Raw genomic sequence first — 23,646 nt, forward strand, 5'->3', positions numbered from 1 at the left:
CGGGCCCATCTGTAAGTGATAGCCGAAACCATCTTTCAATCATCTCCCATGAAGGAGAAGATCCTATCCGGTATTAGCTTCGGTTTCCCGAAGTTATCCCAGTCTTACAGGCAGGTTGCCCACGTGTTACTCACCCGTCCGCCGCTAACRTCATAGAAGCAAGCTTCTAATCAGTTCGCTCGACTTGCATGTATTAGGCACGCCGCCAGCGTTCATCCTGAGCCAGGATCAAACTCTCCGAAGAAATGTTTGACTTGCTCAATTTAAAAAATAAAAATTAACGTTGACGTTTACTATTTCGTTCAGTTTTCAAAGAACTCTTGTCTTAAAGCGACTCCTATATAATAACATTTTATAAGAATCGTTGTCAACACTTTTATATAACTTTTTTAAAACTACTAAAAAACTCATATATGTTTTGCTGACTTTTTATATATTACCAAAATCAAAAGCCTATGGCAAGGTTTTTTACATAAAAAAAGCCCCTGCTTTTTCAGGGGCTTTTTTTATTCTTCTGTTTCTTCAGCTTCAATTATTATATCTGTCTCTTCATGTTCATCTAATTCATCTAAAACTTCGTCTTCATCTTCTGAAGTTTGTACTTTTGCAACCGTTGAAACAAACTCTTCGTCTCCTAAACGGATGACTTTGACACCTTGTGTGTTACGGCCCATTTGTGAAATATCTGAAACAGAAACACGGATAAGAACGCCGCTTACTGTGATAAGCATAATATCTTCTTCTTGAGATACGCATTTCAGTGCGACAACATCACCATTTTTATCAGTGATATTACATGTTCTTAAACCTTTACCGCCTCTTGTTTGTACACGATATTCTTCAATCGGCGTACGTTTTCCGTAACCATTTTTTGTAATGATCAAGACATCTGATTGTTCTTCGAGAATCTCCATACCGATTACTTCGTCTTCTGAATCGAGAGTGATCCCTTTAACTCCAGTGGCTGTACGTCCCATTGAACGAACATCATTTTCATTAAAACGAATTAACATACCCTTCTTCGTTCCAATAACCATATCGCGCTTACCATCTGTCAATTTAACAGAAATCAATTCATCTTCTTCTCTTAAATTCAAGGCGATAAGTCCGCTATTTCGAATGTTCTCAAAAGAAGATAAAGGTGTACGCTTAGAAATTCCTTGTTTTGTAGTAAAGAATAGATACCAATCGTCTACAAATTCATCGACGCGAATGATGGCATTTACCCACTCACCCTTGTCTACTTCTAACAAGTTAATAATAGGTATCCCTTTAGCCGTTCTTCCGTACTCTGGAATTTCGTATCCTTTCGTACGGTAAACTTTTCCCTTATTTGTAAAGAAGAGAATCGTATCATGAGTAGAAGTTGTTAGAAGATGTTCAACAAAATCATCTTCGTTTGTATTCATTCCTTGAATACCTCTTCCGCCTCTTCGCTGACTCTTATACGTAGAAACAGGCAAACGTTTAATATAGCCGTTGTGCGTTAAGCTAATAACAATATCTTGGCGAGGAATCAGATCCTCGTCTTCGATAATTTCAGCTCCTCCGCTTACGATTTCTGTTCGACGGCCGTCATTGAATCTTTCTTTTACTTCTATTAGTTCTTCTCTAATAATTTCTAATACTTTTTCTTCATCTGCTAAAATAGCTTTTAATTCAGCAATTAGCGCTAATAAAGATTGATATTCTGCTTCAATCTTCTCTCGCTCTAATCCTGTTAAACGCTGTAGGCGCATATCCAAAATAGCTTGCGCTTGTTTTTCAGATAACGAAAACTGCGTCATTAATCCTTCACGTGCAATATCTGTTGTTTGAGAACCTCTAATTAAAGCAATAACAGCATCTAAATTATCAAGAGCAATCTTTAAACCTTCTAAAATATGCGCACGTGCTTCTGCTTTTCGAAGTTCAAATTCAGTACGACGACGAATAACCACTACCTGATGGTCTAAGTAGTACTGTAGACATTGCTTCAAGTTCAATACTTTTGGCTGTCCATCTACTAATGCAAGGGTATTAATACCAAAACTTGTTTGAAGAGATGTCTGCTTATATAAATTGTTTAATAAAACATTTGCATTTGCATCACGCCTTACTTCAATAACAATACGCATACCTGAACGGTCAGACTCATCTCGTAAATCCGTAATTCCATCAATCTTCTTATCACGGGCTAGCTCAGCAATTTTTTCAATTAGCTTTGCTTTATTTACTTGGTATGGAAGTTCATGAACAAGAATAGTTTGTTTACCATTGCTTTGTTCTTCAATTTCTACTTTTGCGCGAACAATAATAGAACCTTTTCCGGTTTCATAAGCTTTACGAATTCCGCTGCGGCCAAGAATTTGTCCTGCAGTTGGGAAATCCGGACCTGGAATAATCTCCATTAACTCTGCAATTGTGATATCAGGGTCTTGACTTACAGCTAAAACGCCGTCGATGACTTCCCCTAACTGATGCGGAGGAATATTTGTCGCCATACCTACCGCAATTCCGGCTGAACCGTTTACAAGTAAATTTGGAAATCTAGCAGGTAATACAATTGGTTCACGTTCAGAACCGTCATAGTTATCTTGGTAATCAATTGTGTCTTTATTGATGTCACGCAGCAGTTCCATCGAAACTTTTGACATTCTTGCTTCTGTATAACGCATAGCTGCTGCTGCATCTCCATCAACAGATCCAAAGTTTCCATGACCGTCAATTAGCATATAACGATAGCTAAAATCTTGTGCCATACGAACCATTGTTTCATATACAGCTGAGTCACCGTGTGGGTGATACTTACCAATTACTTCTCCTACGATACGAGCTGATTTTTTATATGGCTTATCCGATCCCATACCTAAATCATTCATTGCATATAAAATACGACGGTGCACAGGCTTAAGTCCGTCTCTTACATCTGGTAAAGCACGCGATACAATTACGCTCATTGCATAATCTAAAAAGGATGTGCGCATTTCTTGACTAATATTTACTTCTCTTATTTGAGAGTTTGGTTTATCTGACATCGATAAGAACCTCCTTCGCGAAGTTCAGTATAGTAATTCATATATATGTAAACGCAGGATAGAACCTATCTCTATCCTGACGTTTATATACCCTTTATAAAAAATATAAAGGGTATTACCGTTCATTTAAATATCAAGATTTTTTACGTACTGAGCATTTTCTTCAATGAAATTACGGCGTGGTTCTACTTTGTCGCCCATTAAAATTTCAAATGTCTCATCAGCTTCAATTGCATCTTGCAAGTTCACCTGAAGAAGGGTACGGAACTCTGGATCCATTGTTGTTTCCCATAATTGTTCAGGATTCATCTCTCCTAAACCTTTGTAACGCTGAAGGTTTGGTTTTGCGCCTTCAGGGAAAGAAGCTAATACCTCTTCTAATTGACGATCGTTGTACGCGTACTCCACTTTTTTACCCTGTGTAACTTTGTAAAGAGGCGGCTGGGCAATGTAAACATATCCGTGCTCAATAATCTGTCTCATATAGCGATAGAAGAACGTTAGAAGAAGCGTACGAATATGCGCACCGTCTACGTCTGCATCTGTCATAATCACAATTTTATGGTAGCGGGCTTTCGAAATATCAAAATCGTCACCAATACCCGTTCCTAGAGCGGTAATGATTGTACGAATTTCGTTATTAGATAAAATTTTATCTAAACGCGCTTTCTCTACGTTGATAATTTTACCACGTAAAGGCAAAATAGCTTGGAAATGACGGCTTCTTCCCTGCTTAGCTGAACCTCCTGCAGAGTCACCCTCTACTACATAAAGTTCGCTAATAGAAGGATCTTTTGATGAACAATCTGCTAATTTACCCGGTAAGTTTGAAATTTCAAGCGCGCTTTTACGGCGTGTAAGCTCACGAGCTTTTTTAGCCGCCATTCTTGCTCTTGCAGCCATTAAACCTTTTTCAATTACCTTTTTCGCCACAATAGGGTTCTCTAGCAAGTAAGTTTCTAAGTGTTCTGCAAACACAGAGTCAGTAATTGTTCTTGCTTCACTATTTCCCAGCTTTGTTTTTGTTTGTCCTTCGAACTGCGGATCTGGGTGCTTAATAGAGATGATAGCTGTAATTCCTTCACGAACATCTTCACCCGTTAGATTGGCGTCACTGTCTTTAAATACGCTGTTTTTACGTGCATAGTCGTTAATTACACGCGTTAACGCTGTTTTAAATCCTGCTTCGTGCGTTCCACCTTCATATGTGTGAATGTTGTTTGCAAAAGAATATAAATTACTTGTATAGCTATCGTTATATTGAATAGCAATTTCTACAGAAATGTTGTCTCGATTACCTTCAATATAGATGGGCTCTTCGTGAATCACTTCTTTCGAACGGTTTAAGTGTTCAACGTAAGACTTAATTCCGCCTTCATAGTGATATTCACGTCTTTTATCTTCTTCACGTTTGTCTTCAATCGTAATTTTAATGCCGCGATTTAAGAAAGCTAACTCACGCAGACGATTAGCTAACGTGTCAAAATCGTATTCAAGCGTTTCTGTAAAAATTTCACTGTCTGGACGGAATTGAATAACAGTACCTGTTTTATCTGTTTCTCCAACTACTTTTAAGTCAGCAGCCGGTACACCTCGTTCATATTTTTGATAATGAACTTTACCGTCACGATGTACGTGCACTTCCAAAGAGGTAGAAAGTGCGTTAACAACTGAGGCACCTACACCGTGTAATCCACCAGATACTTTATAGCCGCCGCCGCCAAATTTACCTCCGGCATGAAGAACCGTTAAGATAACTTCAACGGCAGGTCTGCCCATTTTTTCTTGAATACCAACCGGAATTCCACGACCGTTATCTTTGACTGTAATACTATTATCCTTTTCGATAATAACATTAATTTCATCGCAATAGCCGGCCAGCGCTTCATCAATACTATTATCTACAATTTCCCATACAAGATGATGTAAACCCTTTGCGCTCGTCGATCCAATATACATCCCCGGACGTTTACGAACAGCTTCTAATCCTTCTAATACTTGTATCTGATCAGCTTCATATGCTTGTACTTCTTTTTGTTCCATCGTCAAATGTATCACCTACACTTTTTTTTAACAGCAAACTGCTGTATTTATCATTTTGTATTATGTTTTTCGAATATTATGTGGAAATAATACGGAGCCTTTAATGTATTTGCAATTTGTTTACTTACGCACAAAATTTTCATAATCGAGGGTACGAGTTGAAATATATAGACTTAAAACTATAATGATATCATATTTCAGTTAGATTGCCTTGCGAAAAGTTTTTAGACAGATCAATTGCTATTTGACCTTTTGAATTTGGCCAGCTTCTACGTGGTATGTAGCGGCTTTTTCTAAGGTCTCGTGATGAATTCCTTCAATGCTCGTTGTCGTTACAAACGTCTGAACTTTTCCTTGAATGGTATTTAGCAAGTGTGATTGACGAAAATCATCTAATTCAGACAATACGTCGTCTAAAAGCAAGATTGGATATTCACCTACTTCTTGATGAATTAACTCAATTTCAGCAAGCTTTAACGATAAAGCAGTCGTCCGCTGTTGCCCTTGTGAACCAAATGTTTGAACGTCTTTTTCATTAACGTAGAAAAGAAGATCATCACGGTGTGGTCCTGCTAAGGTGACACCTCTATCAATTTCTCTACTTTTTATTTTATCAAACTTTTGATGATATGCTTCTAACATTTTCGACAAATCTGCATCTTCTGATACATCAATTGAATTCTTATACTCAATTTTTAGTGTTTCTAAGTCTCGACTGATCCCTTTATGAATAGGCTCTGCCCACTGTTGGAGTAACCGTAAAAACTCAAAACGTTTTTTTAAGATTTTCGCCGCCATTTCACTTAACTGTAACGTAAGTACGTCTAAAAGTGAAAGATCCGTTTGTTTTTTTGTCTGCAGCTGCTTCAAATATTGATTTCTTTGTTGCAAAATCTTTTGATACCTGCTTAAATCATGCATGTAAACAGGCGAAACTTGACCAATCTCCATATCGATAAATTTGCGCCTTACTTGCGGACTCCCTTTAACTAAGTTCAAATCCTCCGGAGCAAACATGACAGTGTTAATTGACCCTATATATTGACTGAGTTTTTTCTGCTCAATGTGATTATATTTTGCTTTTTTCCCTTTTGTTGAGATGACTAAATCCAGTGTAACAGGCCCTCTATGCTTTTCTACAATGCCAGATAGCTTTGCATACTCACAGTCCCATTTAATTAATTCTTTATCGTTGGATGTACGATGAGATTTAGCCATAGATAATACGAAGATCGATTCCATCACGTTTGTTTTACCCTGTGCGTTTTCACCCAAAATGACGTTTACTTTATTTTCAAAAGGAATCGTTGTCTTCGTATAGTTTCGGTAATTTGTTAAAGTAATTTCTTTAATATACAAACGTTTCACCAACTTTAAGTAATGACAACAAATGATCCTGCAGCCGGTATATCCACTTCGTCATTTGCATATAATTTACGTCCGCGGCGCTCTTCTAGCTCCCCGTTTACATATACTTCGTGCTCACTTAAAAACCATTTTACCATTCCGCCTGTTTGAATGACGTCTGCTAGTTTTAAAAACTGGCCAAGCGTAATGTATTCAGTTGAAATTTTAACTTCTGTTTTCATGCGACTCTCTCACTTTCTAATGATGTACCTCTATTTTACTAAATAATTCTCCTTGAGAAAAGAAAGCTACTAGTACGGCATGCTAGTAGCTTTCTGAGATTTAATATGTTCGCACTGGTAAAATCAGCTGCAGCATTGAATCATCCTCTAATGTTCGAATGACAAATGGACGCATCGCACCAGTGAAGTTAATTTTGATATCTGTTCCTTCGAGCGCTTTTAATGCGTCTAACATATATTTTGCGCTAAAAGAAATTTTTAATTCTTCTCCTGAGATAGACTGACTTTGTACCTCTTCAATTACTTTTCCGATTTCAGGAGAGTTAGAAGAAATTTCAACAATTCCCTCATCCAGCGTAGATAGTTTTACTACGTTGTTTCTTCCTTCACGAGCTAATAAAGAAGCGCGGTCAATCGATTGCAAGAATTCTTTTACGTTCAATATAACATCCGTTTTACTATCAGCTGGGATTAATCTTGAAGTATCAGGATAATTTCCGTCCAACAATCTTGAGAAAAATAGTAAATGTTTTGTTTTAAATAATACTTGATTTTCCGTGATAACAATGTCTACTAATTCATGAGAATCATCAAGGATCTTACTGAATTCACTTAAACTTTTACCTGGAATAACCACATTATACGTTGCTTCATTTCCAGTTTCAATGGTCGCTTTTCGCAAAGCTAGGCGGTGGCTGTCAGTGGCAATACACGTTAATTCTTTGCCATCGACTTTCCAGTTTACACCTGTCAAGATAGGTCGTGTTTCTGAGGTGGACACCGCAAAGACAGTTTGTCGAATCATGTTTTTTAATAAGTCTGTCGGTAATCTAAACATATTGTTTTCTTCGATCTGTGGCAAATGAGGATACTCTTCTGCATCTAAACCGTTTAAGTTAAATTCAGCTTTTCCTGAACGAATGATTGTTAAGAAGTGACTTTGGACGTCTAATTCTACAATGTCTTTAGGAAGCTTTTTGACGATTTCACTAAAGAAACGAGCTGGGAGAACAACGCTCCCTGGTTTTTGGATATCAACAATCTCTTTTCCTTCTTCTTCGTTTGGAATAAACGATTCAATCGAGATATCGGAATCACTTCCTGTTAAGGTAACACCTTCTTCAGTCGCTACAATTTTAATCCCCGTTAAAATTGGAATGGTTGTTCTAGAAGATACAGCTTTCATAACGTCTTGAACGCTTTGAACTAGATAGTCTTTCTGTATGATAAATTTCATAATAATTAATCCTCCTTAAAAGTAGGTTTAAAAGCTTATTATTTATTATATTTTAAGATAGTAGTAGTAATAGGGGCTGTGGAAATGTGGATAACCCCTAAAAACGTGAGAACACAGCCTATCCACATGTGGACAGACTGTGTACAATCCTAACTCACTTATACACAAAATACAAGTAAAAAAAGCCTATATTTTTAGTGATTCACTTATTTCTTTAATTTGTTTTTGTAGGTCAGTATCTGTTTGAACAAGTTTTGAAATTTTTTCATGAGCATGGATGACAGTAGTATGGTCTCGCCCGCCAAACTCTTCTCCAATTTTAGGCAGCGAAAAATCTGTTAGTTCGCGAGAAAGGTACATGGCAATTTGTCTAGGAAACGCTACTGACTTTGTACGTTTCTTCGCTTTAAAATCATCTAATTTTATATTAAATTCTTGTCCAACAATCTGTTGGATGTCTTGAATCGTAATAACCCTAGGTTTTGAACTAGGAATGATATCTTTTAATGCTTCTGCTGCTAAATCAGCGTTTATATCTTTATTAATTAGTGAAGAATAAGCTACTACACGAATAAGTGCGCCTTCTAATTCTCTGATATTTGAATCAATCTGATTGGCGATATAAAGCATAACTTCATTTGGAATAACTAAGCCGTCCGCTTTTGCTTTTTTACGCAAAATAGCAATTCGTGTTTCCAAATCTGGTGGTGTGATATCTGTAATAAGGCCCCATTCAAAGCGAGAGCGAAGTCGATCTTCAAGTGTAGGAATTTCTTTCGGCGGTCGATCACTTGAGATGACAATCTGCTTGCTTTCTTCGTGAAGCGTATTAAACGTATGGAAAAATTCTTCTTGTGTCTGCTCTTTACCTGCTAAGAATTGAATATCATCAATCAGTAAAACATCTACATTACGGTATTTGTTACGGAATTCTACTGCTTTATTGTCACGAATAGAGTTAATAAACTCATTTGTGAATTTTTCAGATGATAAGTACACGACTTTCGCGGCAGGATTATGATCTAACACATAGTGGCCTATGGCGTGCATTAAGTGTGTTTTACCTAATCCTACTCCCCCGTAAATAAAAAGCGGATTATACGCTTTAGCCGGCGCTTCTGCTACTGCTAAAGAAGCTGCATGCGCAAACCGATTTCCAGATCCGATAACAAATGTATCAAAGGTATACTTCGAATTTAGCATGCTTTGAGGAAATTCTGCTCCTTCGTCTTTATTGACTTTCTTTTTAGGAGTTTGAATATCGAATTCTTCCTCGGCCTGGTTAGGAGGAATAATAAATTTTACATCTAACTCTTCCCCCGTAAGATCATAAAGCGTTTCAGCAATTAAATTAGAATACCTAGATTCTAACCAGTCCCGTGCAAAATCATTAGGCGCAGTAATAATGAGCGTGTCTCCTTGTAAAGCATGAGCTTTTGTCGATTTGAGCCACGTTTCAAAACTAGGTTTGCTTAATTTTTTTTCAATTTGATCTAAAGCTCTATTCCATAAATCATGAATGTTTTCCAACGAGCAATCCCTCCTTTTTCTAGCTTTTATGCGCTTTGTACAACTCTTGTACAACCTGTACAAAACCTTATGCATAAAAAATTTATATTTATACAATTGCTATTATGTGGGTAAATATATATTATAGAAGAAAGCCGACTATTCGACAGATTCCACATGGTGTGGATAACTTTATACAGTGATAGTGGAAATGATGTCCACAAGTTGTCCACAGTCTGTGGATAAAAATCAACTGTGGAAAAGTAATTAAGAGTGAAAACAAAAATATAATATCAAAGAATTCGGCATGATGCAATGAATTTTCGAAACTTATCCACAATAACTACACCTTGTGGAGAAAAGTTTTCCACAACACAAGATAGTGTGCATGAGTTGTCGATAAGAAATGGAAAAGTAGAAAAATGTCGAAAAAACTTATCCACAAAGGTTTAAGAAAAGAATTTGAATAAAAAAGAGGCTTTTTATAACATTTATTGTTGTAGTTTTGTTCAGTAACGATGCGATCACAGCTGGTAGAGAAAGAAAAAGAGATGAAAAGGAAAAATTTTTTCTTTAATAAATCAATGAATTTTATTGATTAGGTATAGACAATTGGGTTATAAAGATATTAGAATGAAGAAGATTGAGTAAAACAGATAATGAAACCAAGAGATTGAAAATTTTATTTTTTAAATAACATTGACATCTTCTTAGTTTTTTCATTATAATTGCAAGGACTGTCTTTTTCAGTTATTCCTCGAGGAGGTGTTTATAGATGAAAAGAACTTACCAACCAAACAAACGTAAGCACAGTAAAGTACACGGTTTCCGCGCTCGTATGAGCTCAGCGAATGGACGTAAAGTTTTAGCTCGTCGTCGTCGTAAAGGAAGAAAAGTATTATCAGCATAATAGACCACTGACGCCAGTGGTCTTTTTTCGCTTTATAAGACTAAAATCACCTCTGTTCCTGTAGGGACTACATAAAAGCATGACCTGAAAAAGGGCAGGAGTTGTTAAAAATGAAAAAAAGATATCGTATAAAAAAGAATGATGAATTTCAAACAGTTTTTAAAAAGGGCAAGTCCGTAGCGAATCGCCAATTTGTCTTGTATGTTCTAGACAAACCGGATCAAGAACATTTCCGCGTAGGATTCTCCGTGGGCAAAAAGATTGGAAATGCCGTGACTCGTAATCGAGTTAAGCGCCTTGCTAAACAAATTATGTTTGAATTCACACCGTATTTGAAGCAAGACAAAGATTATATTGTAATTGCAAGGCAGCCTGCTGCAACAATGAGCTATGAAGAAATTAAAAGTAGCTTGCAGCATGTCTTTAAGCGTGGCAAATTACTTACACATAGACAAAACGATTAATAAACAATAGAAGAAAAGCCTTTAATAGCTGTTGTTTTTCTACCGCATCCTTATATAATGGATTTTGACGCACTTTCAGAATTGAAAGGTGAACATGTAGAAGGAGGAAAAACAGGTGAAGAAGAAGTTGTTTTTAGGGATAACGCTTATCTTTCTATTAACTGTTTTAGCGGGTTGTACGGAAATTAACCAACCTATTACAGATGATAGTAAAGGTTTTTGGAATGAGTATGTTGTGTATCCGCTGTCATTAGTCATTACGTATCTGGCAGAGGTATTTAAAAGCTATGGAGTTGCGATCATCGTTGTCACAATCCTGATTCGCTTACTTATTCTACCGCTTATGATTAAACAGATGAGAAACACGAAAGCAATGCAGACACTTCAGCCCGAAATGCAGAAGTTAAAGGAGAAGTACAGTTCAAAAGATGCCCAGACGCAGCAGCAATTGCAGAAAGAAACGATGGCATTATTCCAAACTTACGGAGTAAATCCTTTAGCTGGGTGCTTCCCAATTCTAATTCAAATGCCCATTCTTATTGGGATTTTCCACGCGATTACACGAACGTCAGAAATCGCAAACAACAGCTTTTTATGGTTTGATTTAGGTGCGCGTGACCCGCTATTTATCTTACCAATTGTCGCAGGAATCACAACGTTTATTCAGCAAAAGATGATGATGGCCGGAAATGCAAATCAAAATCCTCAAATGGCTATGATGCTTTGGGTTATGCCGATTATGATTGTGGTTTTTGCAATCAATTTTCCAGCCGCCTTATCTCTTTATTGGGTAGTGGGAAATCTATTTATGATTATTCAAACCTACTTCATTAAAGGGCCAGACTTAAAACAAGCGAATATTGAAGGGGTTAAAAAATGAACGAAATCACAATTACGGCCCAGACGATTGAAGCTGCTGTTCAAGAAGCATTAGATGCTTTAGAAGTAGAGCGAAATCAAGCAAATGTAGAAATAATTGAACCAGGCAAAAAAGGATTTTTAGGAATTTTTAAGGGAAAACCTGCAGTTGTAAAAGTTACAAAAATAGTTGACCCTGTAGAGGAAGCGGTTCATTTTATTACAAATGTTAGCCGTGAAATGGGGATTTCGATTCATACGAACGTCAAAAAAACCTCGAGAAACTGCATAATTGAGATTAGTAGCGATTCTGCGGGAATGTTGATTGGAAAACATGGACAAACCCTTAATGCGCTCCAGCTTCTCACACAACTGGTAGCTAATCGATACAGTCAGCAATTTTTAAATGTTGTATTAAACCCAGAAGGCTACCGAGAAAAACGAAAAGAAATGGTCGAAAAACTGGCATTAAAAATAGCAAATCAGGCGATTAAAACGAATCGATCTGTTCAACTAGAACCAATGCCTTCGCATGAAAGAAAAATGATTCACCAAGTGTTAGCTAAAAATTCTTTGGTTGAGACACACTCTGTCGGAAAAGAACCAAAAAGAAGTATTTTGGTTCAGCCCGTCGGAAAAAAGCACTAGCAAAATGCGCTAGTGCTTTTTTATGTTTACTTTTATCAAGCTAGCGTTCAAAAAATCAAGTTACATACGTTGTTATTCACATGTGGATAAGTTAAAATAGTACATACTGCCTGTTTTTCTTACTGTGTATAACAGAAGAACGTTAGAGATGTTCCAAATCGGTGAATTGTGGTATTCTATTTATTTGGTTCATACAAATTACGGGCCTTAAAATAGATGTTTTTGTTCGTGGAAAATTGTTAACGATGATAGTATATAACATCGTTTAAAATAAAAGGTTTATAAAATGAAATGAGGTGAAGTTGGTGCTAGATTTTGATACAATTGCGGCCATTTCTACACCAATGGGAGAAGGAGCTATTGCCATCGTCCGCCTGAGTGGTGAAGAAGCCATTACGATTGCAGATCGTATCTTTAAAAGCGTTTCGAACAAACGATTAACAGACGTAGCTTCTCATACTATTCACTACGGTCATATCGTAGATCCCAAGACAGAGCAAGTCGTCGAAGAAGTGATGCTTTCCATTATGAAAGGTCCCAAGACATTTACTAGAGAAGACATTATTGAAATTAACTGTCACGGAGGAATTGTATCCGTTAATCGTGTGCTGCAGTTAGTTATTGCAAATGGTGCCCGTTTAGCTGAGCCGGGTGAGTTTACAAAACGAGCGTTTTTAAATGGTCGAGTAGACTTGTCACAAGCAGAAGCTGTCATGGATTTAATTCGTGCCAAAACAGATAAAGCGATGAATATGGCGATTGGCCAAATGGAAGGGCGTTTGTCCAAGCTAGTACGTCATTTACGGCAGGAAATTCTCGAAACACTTGCCCATGTAGAAGTAAACATTGACTACCCAGAATATGACGATGTAGAGGAAATGACTCACCAAGTATTGATCGAAAAAGCTTCAAATGTACGCCAAGAAATTGATAAGCTTCTTCAAACCTCTCATCAAGGAAAAATTTTAAGAGAAGGATTGGCTACGGTTATTATTGGACGTCCTAATGTAGGGAAATCTTCTCTTTTAAATAGTTTAGTGCAAGATGCAAAGGCCATTGTCACAGACATTCCTGGAACGACGCGAGATGTAATCGAAGAGTACGTCAATGTGCGAGGAGTTCCTCTGCGATTAGTTGATACAGCTGGAATTCGTGAAACAGAAGATATTGTAGAACGAATTGGTGTGGAACGCTCCCGTCAGTACTTGAAAGAAGCAGATTTAATTTTGCTTGTGTTGAATTTTAATGAAGAACTAACGGACGAAGATAAAAAGCTATTTGAAGCTGTAAAAGGCATGGACGTTATCGTGATTGTGAATAAAACAGATCTTGAGCAAAAAATTAATCTAGAGGAAGTGCAGCAATTTGCTGGTAATCATCCAATAGTGACGACTTCGCTTCTTCAAGAACAAGGAGTAGATCAGCTTGAAGAAGCAATCGCAGCTCTTTTCTTTGGAGGAACAATTGAATCTCAAGATTTAACATATTTATCTAATACGAGACATATTGCGCTTTTAACGCAAGCAAGAGGAGCTATCGATGAGGCCATCACAGGCATTGAAAGTGGTGTTCCAATCGATATCGTCCAAATTGATTTAACAAGAACGTGGGAACTATTAGGTGAAATTATTGGTGATGCTGTTCACGAAAGCTTAATTGATCAGTTATTCTCTCAATTCTGTTTAGGAAAATAGATTATTAAAGGAGGCTACTATTATGCAATATGAAGGTGGACAATATGATGTTATTGTCATTGGAGCAGGTCATGCAGGTTGTGAAGCGGCACTTGCTTCTGCGCGTATGGGTGCTAAAACGTTAACGTTGACCATCAACTTAGACATGGTGGCGTTTATGCCCTGCAACCCTTCTGTAGGGGGTCCTGCAAAAGGTATTGTCGTACGTGAAATTGATGCTCTTGGCGGAGAAATGGGTAGAAATATCGATAAAACTCATATTCAAATGAGAATGTTAAACACAGGAAAAGGTCCAGCTGTTCGAGCACTTAGAGCTCAAGCGGATAAATTTGCTTATCAGCATGAAATGAAAAAAACGTTAGAAAACGAAGAAAATCTAACGCTTATGCAAGGTATGGTAGAACAATTAATCGTAGAAGACGGTGTATGTACGGGCGTTGTCACTCAAACGGGAGCTGTGTATAAAGCTAAAACAGTTGTTATTACGACAGGGACGTTCTTACGCGGGGAAATTATTTTAGGTGAACTAAAATATTCAAGCGGTCCTAATAATCAACAACCGGCTATTAAGCTTTCTGAACACTTAGAGGAGTTAGGGCTGGACATGGTCCGTTTTAAAACAGGAACTCCACCTCGTGTTAATAGCTCAACTATTGATTACAGCAAAACAGAGATTCAGCCTGGGGATGATGTGCCTCGTGCTTTCTCATACGAAACAACACAGTACATTACAGATCAACTGCCTTGCTGGTTAACATATACAAGTGAACAAACTCATCAAATTATTGATGATAACCTTCACTTATCTCCTATGTATTCTGGGATGATCAAAGGTACTGGACCACGCTACTGTCCATCTATTGAAGATAAGGTTGTGCGCTTTAATGATAAACCGCGCCACCAAATTTTCTTAGAGCCAGAAGGACGAAACACGCAAGAAGTATATGTTCAAGGACTATCAACAAGTCTTCCTGAGCACGTACAGCGTCAAATGCTTGCGACAATTCCGGGTCTTGAAAAAGTCCAAATGATGCGTGCGGGCTATGCTATTGAATATGATGCAATTGTTCCGACTCAGTTATGGCCAACGCTTGAAACGAAAAAAATTAAAAATCTTTATACGGCTGGACAAATTAACGGAACCTCTGGTTATGAAGAAGCTGCAGGCCAAGGTCTTCTTGCTGGAATTAACGCGGGAAGAAGAGCCCTGGAACAAGAAGAAGTCATCTTAGGACGTTCTGATGCTTACATCGGTGTATTGGTGGATGATTTAGTAACAAAAGGAACAAATGAACCGTATCGTCTGTTAACGTCTCGTGCAGAATATCGTTTATTGCTTCGTCATGATAACGCTGATTTACGCCTTACTGAAATTGGTCGTGAACTAGGATTAATCAGCGATGAGCGCTATGCTAAATTTGAACAGAAGAAAGCGGAAATCGAGCAAGAGAAGAAACGTCTTTTCTCCTTTATTATTAAGCCGAACGAAGCTGTTCAACAACTGATTAAAGAAGCTGGCGGCAGCGAATTAAAAGATGGCATTCGTGCGACAGATTTACTTCGCCGTCCTGAAATGACATATACTCATATTCATCAATTAGCACCAGCTGATGAGACGGTAGATCCTGAAGTAGCTGAACAAGTAGAAATTCAGGTGAAATACGAAGGATATATTCAGAAATCACTTCAGCAAGTTGAACGCTTGAAGAAGTTAGAAAACAAAAAGATTCCTGATTATATTGATTATGATGCAATTAACGGTTTAGCTACAGAAGCACGTCAAAAATTAAACCAAGTGCGGCCACTAACGGTAGCGCAAGCTTCACGTATTTCTGGAGTCAACCCAGCTGATATTTCAATCTTGCTTGTTTATATTGAACAAGGGCGCATCGCTAAAGTATCAAATGATTAAAACTCTTAGGCGCGAAGAAAGGGAAACTCAATGAATATTCAACAGTTTCAACAGCTATTAGAAGAAAAGGGAATTTCTCTTTCTTCTAAACAGCTGAATCAATTTGAAAAGTATTATCAAGTTTTAGTGGAATGGAACGAAAAAATGAATTTAACTGCTATCACTGATCACGGTGAAGTGTATGAAAAGCATTTTTACGATTCTATTTCAGCTGCTTTTTTTCAAGACTTTACAGAAATTGAATCCATGTGTGATGTAGGTGCAGGAGCAGGATTTCCAAGTATTCCGATCAAAATTTGCTTCCCGCATTTGCATGTAACAATCGTTGATTCGTTACAAAAGCGTATTACGTTTTTAACGCATCTTGTAAATGAGCTTGAACTAGACAATGTCACACTATGTCATGATCGAGCTGAAACATTTGGTAAAAAAGAAACGATTCGCGAGTCATTCGATCTTGTAACGGCAAGAGCCGTCGCACGTATCTCGGTTCTTAATGAATTTTGCTTACCGCTTGTTAAAGAACAAGGACGCTTTTTAGCAATGAAAGGTGCTTCTGCCCCAGAGGAATTGAAAAATGGAGAAAAATCATTCCAAGTATTAGGCGGAAAAGTGAAGTCGATTGAACATTTCCAATTGCCTTTGGAGCAAAGTGAACGTTACATTATTTTAATAGACAAAATCAAGAAAACGCCTAAAAAATATCCTAGAAAACCTGGTACCCCAGTTAAGCTTCCACTAGAGTAGGCATTAAATAGATAGAGAAGAGAATGTTTCATATGAAACATTTTCTTCTCTATATTTTCTGTTTAGAAAGCAGGATATGGTTAAAAAACATCGAATTAGTTTAAGGCGGGATTTTCCTGAAGGTGGTGTGGGACTATGAAATCTGCTTTTTCACGTTTTTTTAATTTAAAGGAAAAAGATGAGGATATTCATGTAGAGATTGAAACTGTCCAAGATGAAAATGTCGAAAAAGTTTTAAGAGATGAAGTAAAACAAATTAGGGTTTCAAGTATTATTCCAAATCGTTACCAGCCGCGTACTGTGTTTAATGAAGCAAAAATTGAAGAGCTAGCTCTGACTATTCATACACACGGTATCATTCAACCTATTGTGGTTCGACCGACTGAGGGCGAAGAATACGAATTAATTGCTGGAGAACGCCGTTGGAGAGCTGTACAAAGCTTAGGATGGGATACGGTTCCTGCAATTGTGAAACATTTTAACGATACAGAAACGGCCTCTGTGGCTTTAATAGAAAACTTACAACGTGAAGAGCTAACGGCTGTCGAAGAAGCACTAGCCTACGCAAAGTTAATTGAGTTACATAATCTTACCCAAGAGGCATTAGCTCAACGTTTAGGAAAAGGCCAATCCACAATTGCAAACAAGCTTCGTTTGTTAAAGCTTCCTGTTGAAATACAAGAAGCAATCAAACAAAAATTGATTACAGAGCGACATGCAAGAGCGCTCATTCCCCTCAAAAATCAAGAAAAACAACTTCAAGTATTAGCTGAAATTATTGAAAAACAATTAAATGTAAAACAAACGGAAGATCGAGTAGTTAAATTGTTAGAAACGCAGGTTAAAAAGCCAAAAGCAAAAAGAAAAGCGTTTAGTAAAGATACGCGCATCGCAATGAATACAATTCGTCAATCCTTGACAATGGTTAGTGACAGCGGTATTTCATTAAACACGGAAGAAGAAGAGTTTGATGAGTATTTTCAGTTTACTATTAAGATTCCGAAAAAATAAAGAAATAGCCCTCATCTTTTTTTGATGAGGCTTTTTTATCAAAGTTTTTCGTCAGAAAATTCAATGAGCAATTAAACTGTCTGGACAAATGGGATGGAAATGAAAGTAGGTGACAACATGGGGAAAATTGTGGCAGTTGCGAATCAAAAAGGCGGAGTTGGAAAAACAACAACCGCTGTTAATTTAGGAGCTTGTTTAGCTGAACAAGGAAAAAAGGTTCTACTTGTAGACGGAGATCCCCAGGGTAACGCTACGAGTGGAGTTGGCATAGATAAAGCAGATGTAGATGAATGTATTTATAATGTAATCGTGGAAGATATGGAAGCTAAGAACGTTGTTCGTTCAACAGCCGTCGGAAATTTATCAATCATTCCCGCGACCATTCAATTAGCTGGTGCAGAAATTGAATTAGTGTCCACCATTTCACGTGAAGTTCGACTTAAGAGAGCTTTAGAAACGGTGAAAGATCACTTTGATTATGTTATTATTGATTGTCCCCCTTCTCTTGGTTTACTGACATTAAATGCGTTAACGGCAGCTGATTCTGTTTTAATACCTGTACAGTGTGAATATTATGCGCTTGAAGGGTTAAGTCAACTGCTAAATACCGTTAGATTAGTCCAAAAACATTTGAATAATCAACTGCGTATCGAAGGTGTGTTACTGACTATGCTTGATGCACGCACAAATTTAGGACTTCAGGTAACAGCAGAAGTGAAGAAGTACTTTCAGGATCGCGTTTATCAAACGATTATTCCTCGAAATGTTCGTTTGAGCGAAGCACCTAGTCATGGTGAACCAATTATCTTATATGATGCAAGATCTAGAGGGGCCGCAGTTTATACGGAACTTGCAAAGGAAGTGATTTATAATGGCGAAAGGATTAGGGAAAGGAATTAATGCCTTATTTTCAGGCTTAGATGCACAGGCTGATGATTCAATTCAGGAAGTTGCTATTCACGAACTCAGACCCAACCCCTATCAACCACGTAAAACGTTTAATAAAGAAGCAATTAATGAGTTAAAGCAATCCATTTTACATCATGGCATCTTACAGCCTATTGTAGCTCGCAAAAGCATTAAAGGCTATGAAATCTTAGCGGGTGAAAGACGATTTAGAGCTGCTAAAGAAGCCGACCTTGCTACTGTTCCTGTCATTATAAAAGACTTTTCAGAAAAGCAAATGATGGAACTAGCTTTGTTAGAAAATTTACAGCGTGAAGATTTGACGCCAATTGAAGAAGCAACCGCTTATCAATTGCTTATGGATAAGCTCGATATGACACAGGAGCAACTTGCTACACGACTGGGAAAAAGCCGACCTCATATTGCTAACTATGTTCGCCTCTTGCAGTTGCCTGAGGAAATTCAAACCCTCATTTCTACTAATGAATTGTCTATGGGCCACGGCCGTACGCTAGTCGGTTTGAAAAATAAAGCTCTTCTACCTAAAGTCGTTGAAAAAATACGCAAGGAACAATTGAATGTTAGACAGCTAGAGGCTTATATTGCCCACTTAAATAAAGCCGTTCCACGTGAAACATCAAAAACTAAAAAAGATAAAGATTTATTTATAAAACAAAGTGAAACACAGCTTCGTGAGCGTTTTGGTACCTCTGTTCATATTACACAAAGCAAGAAAAAAGGAAAAATTGAAATCGAATTTTTCTCTAAAGAAGATTTAAACCGTCTTCTTGAATTATTTAACGATCTTTCTCAGACTAACAAATCTTCTGTATAAAAAAGGTTGTCCTAGTTTTAGGACAACCTTTTTTATTGTTTATAATGTCTTACAGGTTGGTAAACCGAAGAATTATTAAACTCTTTCTCTCGTTCGTTGTGCGCAGTCTCAATACTTTTCGCGATTAAATCGGCAATGCACATAACGAGGTGAAGCCTCGTATTTTGCAAGACGAAAAACTCCATAAATCCGCTCACGTTGACAACCCCTGTTATATGAATATCCCCGACTGGCGGCAATTCTTTATTAACTCCTGCTCCTGGTTTAACGGGTCCTATTCCAAGTGATGCAGAGCCTACGCTTTTCATACGACCTAAACAAGCATCAATTCCAATAATAAAAGGATTCGGGAAAAGTTTTTGAATATGTTTTAACGTTTCTTTCAAATTAACAGCATGAACAGGCTCTTCTAACGTTCCAAAAATGTGAAAAGACGAAACCTTCTTTTCATTCAATTTCGTTCCGACTAATGGACCCAATGAGTCCCCAGTTGAACGGTCCGTTCCAATACATACAAAAACAATTGGTCTGTCTTTCTGTGCTGGAAGTAAAGATAGTAACTGTGTACTCAGCTTCTTTGTAGCAGATTCTTCATCATGAAATACGCGGGTTGAATGTTGTGTCTTCTCAAAGAAGGGAGATTTTAAATTCATAGGGTCCACTCCTTATACATAATAGTAACAGTATACGAAGATTTTGAAGATTCTATACATATATTTCATGGATTGGGGGAAAATCGATGTGGAGAGCAGGATGTAAATGGATATTCTTAATTATGGGAACCATGATAGGCGCTGGGTATGCTTCAGGGAGAGAGCTATGGCAGTTCTTTGGCGAAGAAAGCGGACTTGCTATTTTTCTATTTTCTATTATTTTTGCGATTTCTTGCAATGTGATTATGCAAATCAGCTATCGCTACCGAACCAATCAATTTTATCCAGTACTAATTGAATTAATAGGAAAGAGATGGGCTGCAGCCTACGATGTTTTAATCGTTTTTTATTTGTTTACGACGACGGTGATTATGATCGCGGGCGGCGGGGCGACATTGGAAATGTGGCATGTTCCTTACTGGTGGGGAATTGGCGCTCTTAGTGCGTTTATCGTCTTTGTTTTTTCAAGAGGATTAAATGGGCTTCTTTCTATCAATTCTTTCGTTATGCCAATTTTAATGATTGGACTAGCTGGCGTACTTCTTACATTTGTTTTACGTCATCCTGGAGTAACTGATTGGCATCTTCAGCATAATTGGCCTGCTGCTTTTACCTTTACGGCTTTAAATATTCTTCCTCTTGTCGCGGTATTATCTACAATTGGAAAGGAAATTAAAAGCAAAAAAGAGATTTATATTGCAAGTGTTGGCAGTGGTTTTTTATTAGGAGGGCTCTCCTTTATTTATAATGAATCGCTTATTCAAGTTTCAGGCCTTCTTTCTTCTTATGAAATTCCATTATTCGCTATTCTGAAAGACTTTCCTTATACGATGCTGTTTTTGATGAGCATTGTTTTGCTCATTGCAATTTATACAACAGCCGTATCGGGAATCTTAGGACTGACCGCGCGTTTTCATACTGAAAGAGTGCAATCTCTTTGGAAACTGGCAGCCTGCTGGCTACTTTTAATGATTCCCTTTACAAAGTTAGGTTTTTCTACTTTGATTGCCGTTTTGTATCCAATGTATGGAATCGTCAATTTATTTTTAGTAACAGCTGTTCTATTGTATCCATTTCGAAATCGCTACAAAAGTTCGTAGAAACTTGCTACAATAGATTAAAACTTTCTCGTATGTAGAGTATGTTACGATAGGAGCTACATGTAGTATGAATTCGTTGACGTCAGTTTTTAAGAACGTATTTGAGCCATTTTTTCAAGAAGAAACGTGGGCACATATTGGAGAAGGCTTCATAAAAATTCTGTTGATTCTGCTTATTTCCATGTTTTTAATTCGAATTGGGAAGCAAGCGTTAAATAAATTTGTAGAGGTTCGCACAAATAGCCCTCTGCGTATTTCTGAGCGACGAGAAGCTACGATGGTCCGTTTGCTTCAGAATGTTTTTTCTTATGCTATTTATTTCGTTGCGGGAGTTATGATTTTAGAAACATTATCGGTAGATGTTCGAGGATTGCTAGCGGGGGCTGGAATCGTAGGGCTCGCGGTAGGGTTTGGTGCTCAAAACTTAGTGAAAGACATCATTACGGGATTTTTTATTATCTTTGAAGATCAGTTCTCCGTTGGGGATTATGTTCGAGTAGGAACATTTGAGGGAACTGTAGAAGAAATCGGTCTGCGAACAACAAAGATTAAGAGTTGGACAGGCGAGATTAATATCTTGCCCAATGGCAGTATTGTGGAGGTCACTAATTTTTCATTACATAACAGCGTAGCTTTTGTTGATGTAAGCATTTCTTATGAAGAAAACATACAAAAAGCAGAAAAAGTGATTTTAGAGCTGCTAGAAGAATTACCAAGCCGCTATGAAGATATGGTTAAAACGCCTGAATTGCTGGGGGTTCAAAATATCCATGCAACTGAAGTCACAATGAGGATTACAAGCGAAGTAAAACCAATGAGACATTTCCATATTTCTCGTATGATTCGTAAAGAAGTGCGTACAAGGCTAAATGAACATGGCATTGAAGTTCCATTTCCTCGTATGGTTATGTATAATCGTACAGAAGAAGCACAGCATTCGTCGACGTTGAAAGGGAAATAAGGAGGAGAGAGTTGATGACGGAAAAAGAATTTGGTTTAAATGACGTTGTGGAAATGAAAAAACCTCATCCTTGCGGTACAAATGAATGGAAAATCATTCGAATGGGAATGGATATCCGCATTAAATGTGAAGGCTGCGGCCATAGCGTAATGATTCCAAGACGTGATTTTGCACGTAAAATGAAAAAAATTCTTGTAAAGCATGAGGAATAACCTCATGCATTTTCTATGTTTATGCCTTATACTGTAAGGTGGGACAAAATGAAGCATCTTAAAGCGGTGTTACTAAAGGTTCTTTATTAAACTTGTATTTCAAAAGTTGACTCACTATAATTGTGACAGGTTAACTTGTTTCGGATATATAAAGAGGAGTGAATAAATATATGGCTTTAACAGCTGGAATTGTTGGTCTTCCGAACGTTGGGAAATCAACATTATTTAATGCAATTACACAAGCGGGCGCAGAATCTGCGAACTATCCTTTCTGTACGATTGATCCTAACGTAGGTATTGTAGAAGTACCTGATCATCGTCTTCAAAAACTTACAGAGCTTGTAAAACCTAAAAAAACAATTCCAACAGCATTTGAATTCACAGATATCGCTGGAATCGTAAAGGGTGCTAGTAAAGGTGAAGGACTGGGAAATAAATTCTTATCTCATATTCGAGAAGTAGATGCGATTTGTCACGTTGTGCGTTGTTTTGAAGATGAAAACATCACGCACGTTTCAGGAAAAGTAGATCCTATTTCAGATATTGAAACAATTAATTTAGAGTTGATTTTAGCAGATTTAGAAACGGTAGAGAAGCGTATTGGCCGTGTTCAAAAAATGGCTAAACAAAAAGATAAAGAAGCAATGTATGAATACGAAATTCTAGAGAAACTAAAGAATGCATTTGAAAGTGATCAGCCAGCTCGTGCTGTATCATTTACAGAAGAACAAATGAAACTAGTAAAACAATTTCATTTGCTAACAATCAAACCTATTCTTTATGTAGCAAACGTTTCTGAAGACGAAGTAGCCGATGCATCTGCTAACGAATATGTAGCAAAAGTTCGTGATTATGCGGCAAGTGAAGGTGCAGAAGTAATTGTTGTTTGTGCACGCATTGAATCTGAAATTGCTGAGCTTGAAGGAGAAGAAAAAGCAATGTTCCTTGAAGAACTAGGCATTGAACAGTCAGGTCTAGATCAGCTTGTACGTGCAGCGTACGACTTACTTGGATTAGCTACGTACTTTACAGCTGGTGAGCAAGAAGTACGCGCATGGACGTTCACACAAGGTATGAAAGCTCCTGAGTGTGCAGGTATTATTCATACAGATTTTGAACGCGGATTTATTCGTGCAGAAACGGTATCATATGAAGACTTATTAGCTGCCAAAACAATGGGAGCAGCTCGTGAAGCTGGAAAAGTACGTTTAGAAGGAAAAGAATACATCGTAAAAGACGGAGACGTTATGCATTTCCGCTTTAACGTATAAGATTAAAAGCCGAAAGGAGATATCTTCTTTCGGCTTTTGTCGTTGGCTAAAATATTAGCATATATTTAC

Annotated in this window: 21 protein-coding genes and 1 rRNA gene; 14 read left to right on the plus strand and 8 right to left on the minus strand. The window is 37.5% G+C overall.

All coding sequences use genetic code 11. The annotated features are described in order from the left end of the window. The 7 genes from AC1DEF_RS20330 to dnaA form a co-directional block, all read right to left on the minus strand. Positions 1-244 (minus strand): 16S ribosomal RNA (locus AC1DEF_RS20330); the annotation flags it as partial. A gap of 262 nt (positions 245-506) precedes the next feature. Beyond that, positions 507-3,017, minus strand: a complete 2,511-nt coding sequence (gene gyrA, locus AC1DEF_RS20335) for a DNA gyrase subunit A (RefSeq protein WP_477727533.1) — start codon at positions 3,015-3,017, stop codon at positions 507-509. Positions 3,018-3,143: 126 nt separating this feature from the next. Continuing rightward, a complete protein-coding gene (gene gyrB, locus AC1DEF_RS20340) occupies positions 3,144-5,060 on the minus strand; it encodes a DNA topoisomerase (ATP-hydrolyzing) subunit B (RefSeq protein ID WP_025752397.1) in 1,917 nt (638 codons plus the stop codon). 240 nt (positions 5,061-5,300) lie between these two features. After that, positions 5,301-6,419, minus strand: a complete 1,119-nt coding sequence (gene recF, locus AC1DEF_RS20345) for a DNA replication/repair protein RecF (RefSeq protein ID WP_043977615.1) — start codon at positions 6,417-6,419, stop codon at positions 5,301-5,303. Positions 6,420-6,433: 14 nt separating this feature from the next. Next, a complete protein-coding gene (gene yaaA / locus AC1DEF_RS20350) occupies positions 6,434-6,649 on the minus strand; it encodes a S4 domain-containing protein YaaA (RefSeq protein ID WP_013054822.1) in 216 nt (71 codons plus the stop codon). A 100-nt stretch (positions 6,650-6,749) separates the two neighbouring features. Beyond that, positions 6,750-7,886 (minus strand): DNA polymerase III subunit beta, encoded by a 1,137-nt coding sequence (gene dnaN, locus AC1DEF_RS20355; RefSeq protein WP_013054821.1) that lies wholly within the window; start codon positions 7,884-7,886, stop codon positions 6,750-6,752. Positions 7,887-8,072: 186 nt separating this feature from the next. Beyond that, the gene (gene dnaA, locus AC1DEF_RS20360; protein WP_028411911.1) at positions 8,073-9,416 is read right to left on the minus strand and encodes a chromosomal replication initiator protein DnaA; all 1,344 of its coding nucleotides are present in this window, start codon (positions 9,414-9,416) and stop codon (positions 8,073-8,075) included. A 754-nt stretch (positions 9,417-10,170) separates the two neighbouring features. Between dnaA and rpmH the strand changes: the two genes are divergently transcribed. The 10 genes from rpmH (at position 10,171) to AC1DEF_RS20410 (ending at position 19,380) form a co-directional block, all read left to right on the plus strand. Next, the gene (rpmH, locus tag AC1DEF_RS20365; RefSeq protein ID WP_013059930.1) at positions 10,171-10,305 is read left to right on the plus strand and encodes a 50S ribosomal protein L34; all 135 of its coding nucleotides are present in this window, start codon (positions 10,171-10,173) and stop codon (positions 10,303-10,305) included. Positions 10,306-10,415: 110 nt separating this feature from the next. Then, a complete protein-coding gene (gene rnpA / locus AC1DEF_RS20370) occupies positions 10,416-10,769 on the plus strand; it encodes a ribonuclease P protein component (RefSeq protein WP_013059929.1) in 354 nt (117 codons plus the stop codon). A gap of 115 nt (positions 10,770-10,884) precedes the next feature. Continuing rightward, positions 10,885-11,649: a YidC family membrane integrase SpoIIIJ gene (spoIIIJ, locus tag AC1DEF_RS20375; protein WP_013085568.1), complete on the plus strand. Its 765-nt coding sequence runs from the start codon at positions 10,885-10,887 to the stop codon at positions 11,647-11,649. Beyond that, the gene (gene jag, locus AC1DEF_RS20380) at positions 11,646-12,275 is read left to right on the plus strand and encodes an RNA-binding cell elongation regulator Jag/EloR (RefSeq protein ID WP_097824957.1); all 630 of its coding nucleotides are present in this window, start codon (positions 11,646-11,648) and stop codon (positions 12,273-12,275) included. Before spoIIIJ ends, jag begins: the two co-directional genes overlap by 4 nt. A 305-nt stretch (positions 12,276-12,580) precedes the next feature. After that, a complete protein-coding gene (mnmE, locus tag AC1DEF_RS20385) occupies positions 12,581-13,969 on the plus strand; it encodes a tRNA uridine-5-carboxymethylaminomethyl(34) synthesis GTPase MnmE (protein ID WP_097824956.1) in 1,389 nt (462 codons plus the stop codon). 22 nt (positions 13,970-13,991) lie between these two features. Beyond that, a complete protein-coding gene (gene mnmG / locus AC1DEF_RS20390; protein WP_013059925.1) occupies positions 13,992-15,881 on the plus strand; it encodes a tRNA uridine-5-carboxymethylaminomethyl(34) synthesis enzyme MnmG in 1,890 nt (629 codons plus the stop codon). Between the two features lie 30 nt (positions 15,882-15,911). Continuing rightward, a complete protein-coding gene (rsmG, locus tag AC1DEF_RS20395) occupies positions 15,912-16,628 on the plus strand; it encodes a 16S rRNA (guanine(527)-N(7))-methyltransferase RsmG (protein WP_013085565.1) in 717 nt (238 codons plus the stop codon). A gap of 135 nt (positions 16,629-16,763) precedes the next feature. Then, a complete protein-coding gene (gene noc / locus AC1DEF_RS20400; RefSeq protein ID WP_013059923.1) occupies positions 16,764-17,639 on the plus strand; it encodes a nucleoid occlusion protein in 876 nt (291 codons plus the stop codon). 117 nt (positions 17,640-17,756) lie between these two features. Beyond that, positions 17,757-18,539 carry a ParA family protein gene (locus AC1DEF_RS20405; protein WP_013085563.1) on the plus strand — a complete coding sequence of 261 codons (783 nt, stop codon included), beginning with the start codon at positions 17,757-17,759 and terminating at the stop codon, positions 18,537-18,539. After that, positions 18,511-19,380 (plus strand): ParB/RepB/Spo0J family partition protein, encoded by an 870-nt coding sequence (locus AC1DEF_RS20410; RefSeq protein WP_013059921.1) that lies wholly within the window; start codon positions 18,511-18,513, stop codon positions 19,378-19,380. Before AC1DEF_RS20405 ends, AC1DEF_RS20410 begins: the two co-directional genes overlap by 29 nt. Positions 19,381-19,412: 32 nt before the next feature. Here AC1DEF_RS20410 and yyaC read toward each other — a convergent pair whose 3' ends face one another. Next, on the minus strand, positions 19,413-20,033 hold the full coding sequence (yyaC, locus tag AC1DEF_RS20415) for a spore protease YyaC (protein WP_013059920.1): 621 nt from the start codon (positions 20,031-20,033) through the stop codon (positions 19,413-19,415). 86 nt (positions 20,034-20,119) lie between these two features. Between yyaC and AC1DEF_RS20420 the strand changes: the two genes are divergently transcribed. From AC1DEF_RS20420 to ychF, 4 genes are all read left to right on the plus strand, one after another. Further along, the gene (locus AC1DEF_RS20420) at positions 20,120-21,133 is read left to right on the plus strand and encodes a YkvI family membrane protein (RefSeq protein WP_043977603.1); all 1,014 of its coding nucleotides are present in this window, start codon (positions 20,120-20,122) and stop codon (positions 21,131-21,133) included. Between the two features lie 67 nt (positions 21,134-21,200). Further along, entirely contained in the window at positions 21,201-22,094 is an 894-nt protein-coding gene (locus tag AC1DEF_RS20425; protein WP_013085559.1) for a mechanosensitive ion channel family protein, read from the plus strand. 14 nt (positions 22,095-22,108) lie between these two features. Next, complete coding sequence (locus AC1DEF_RS20430; RefSeq protein ID WP_013059917.1) at positions 22,109-22,306, plus strand: DUF951 domain-containing protein; 198 nt, start codon at positions 22,109-22,111, stop codon at positions 22,304-22,306. 170 nt (positions 22,307-22,476) lie between these two features. Next, positions 22,477-23,577, plus strand: a complete 1,101-nt coding sequence (ychF, locus tag AC1DEF_RS20435) for a redox-regulated ATPase YchF (RefSeq protein WP_047931292.1) — start codon at positions 22,477-22,479, stop codon at positions 23,575-23,577. Positions 23,578-23,646: the final 69 nt, after the last annotated feature.

Source organism: Priestia sp. 10L35 (assembly GCF_056395685.1).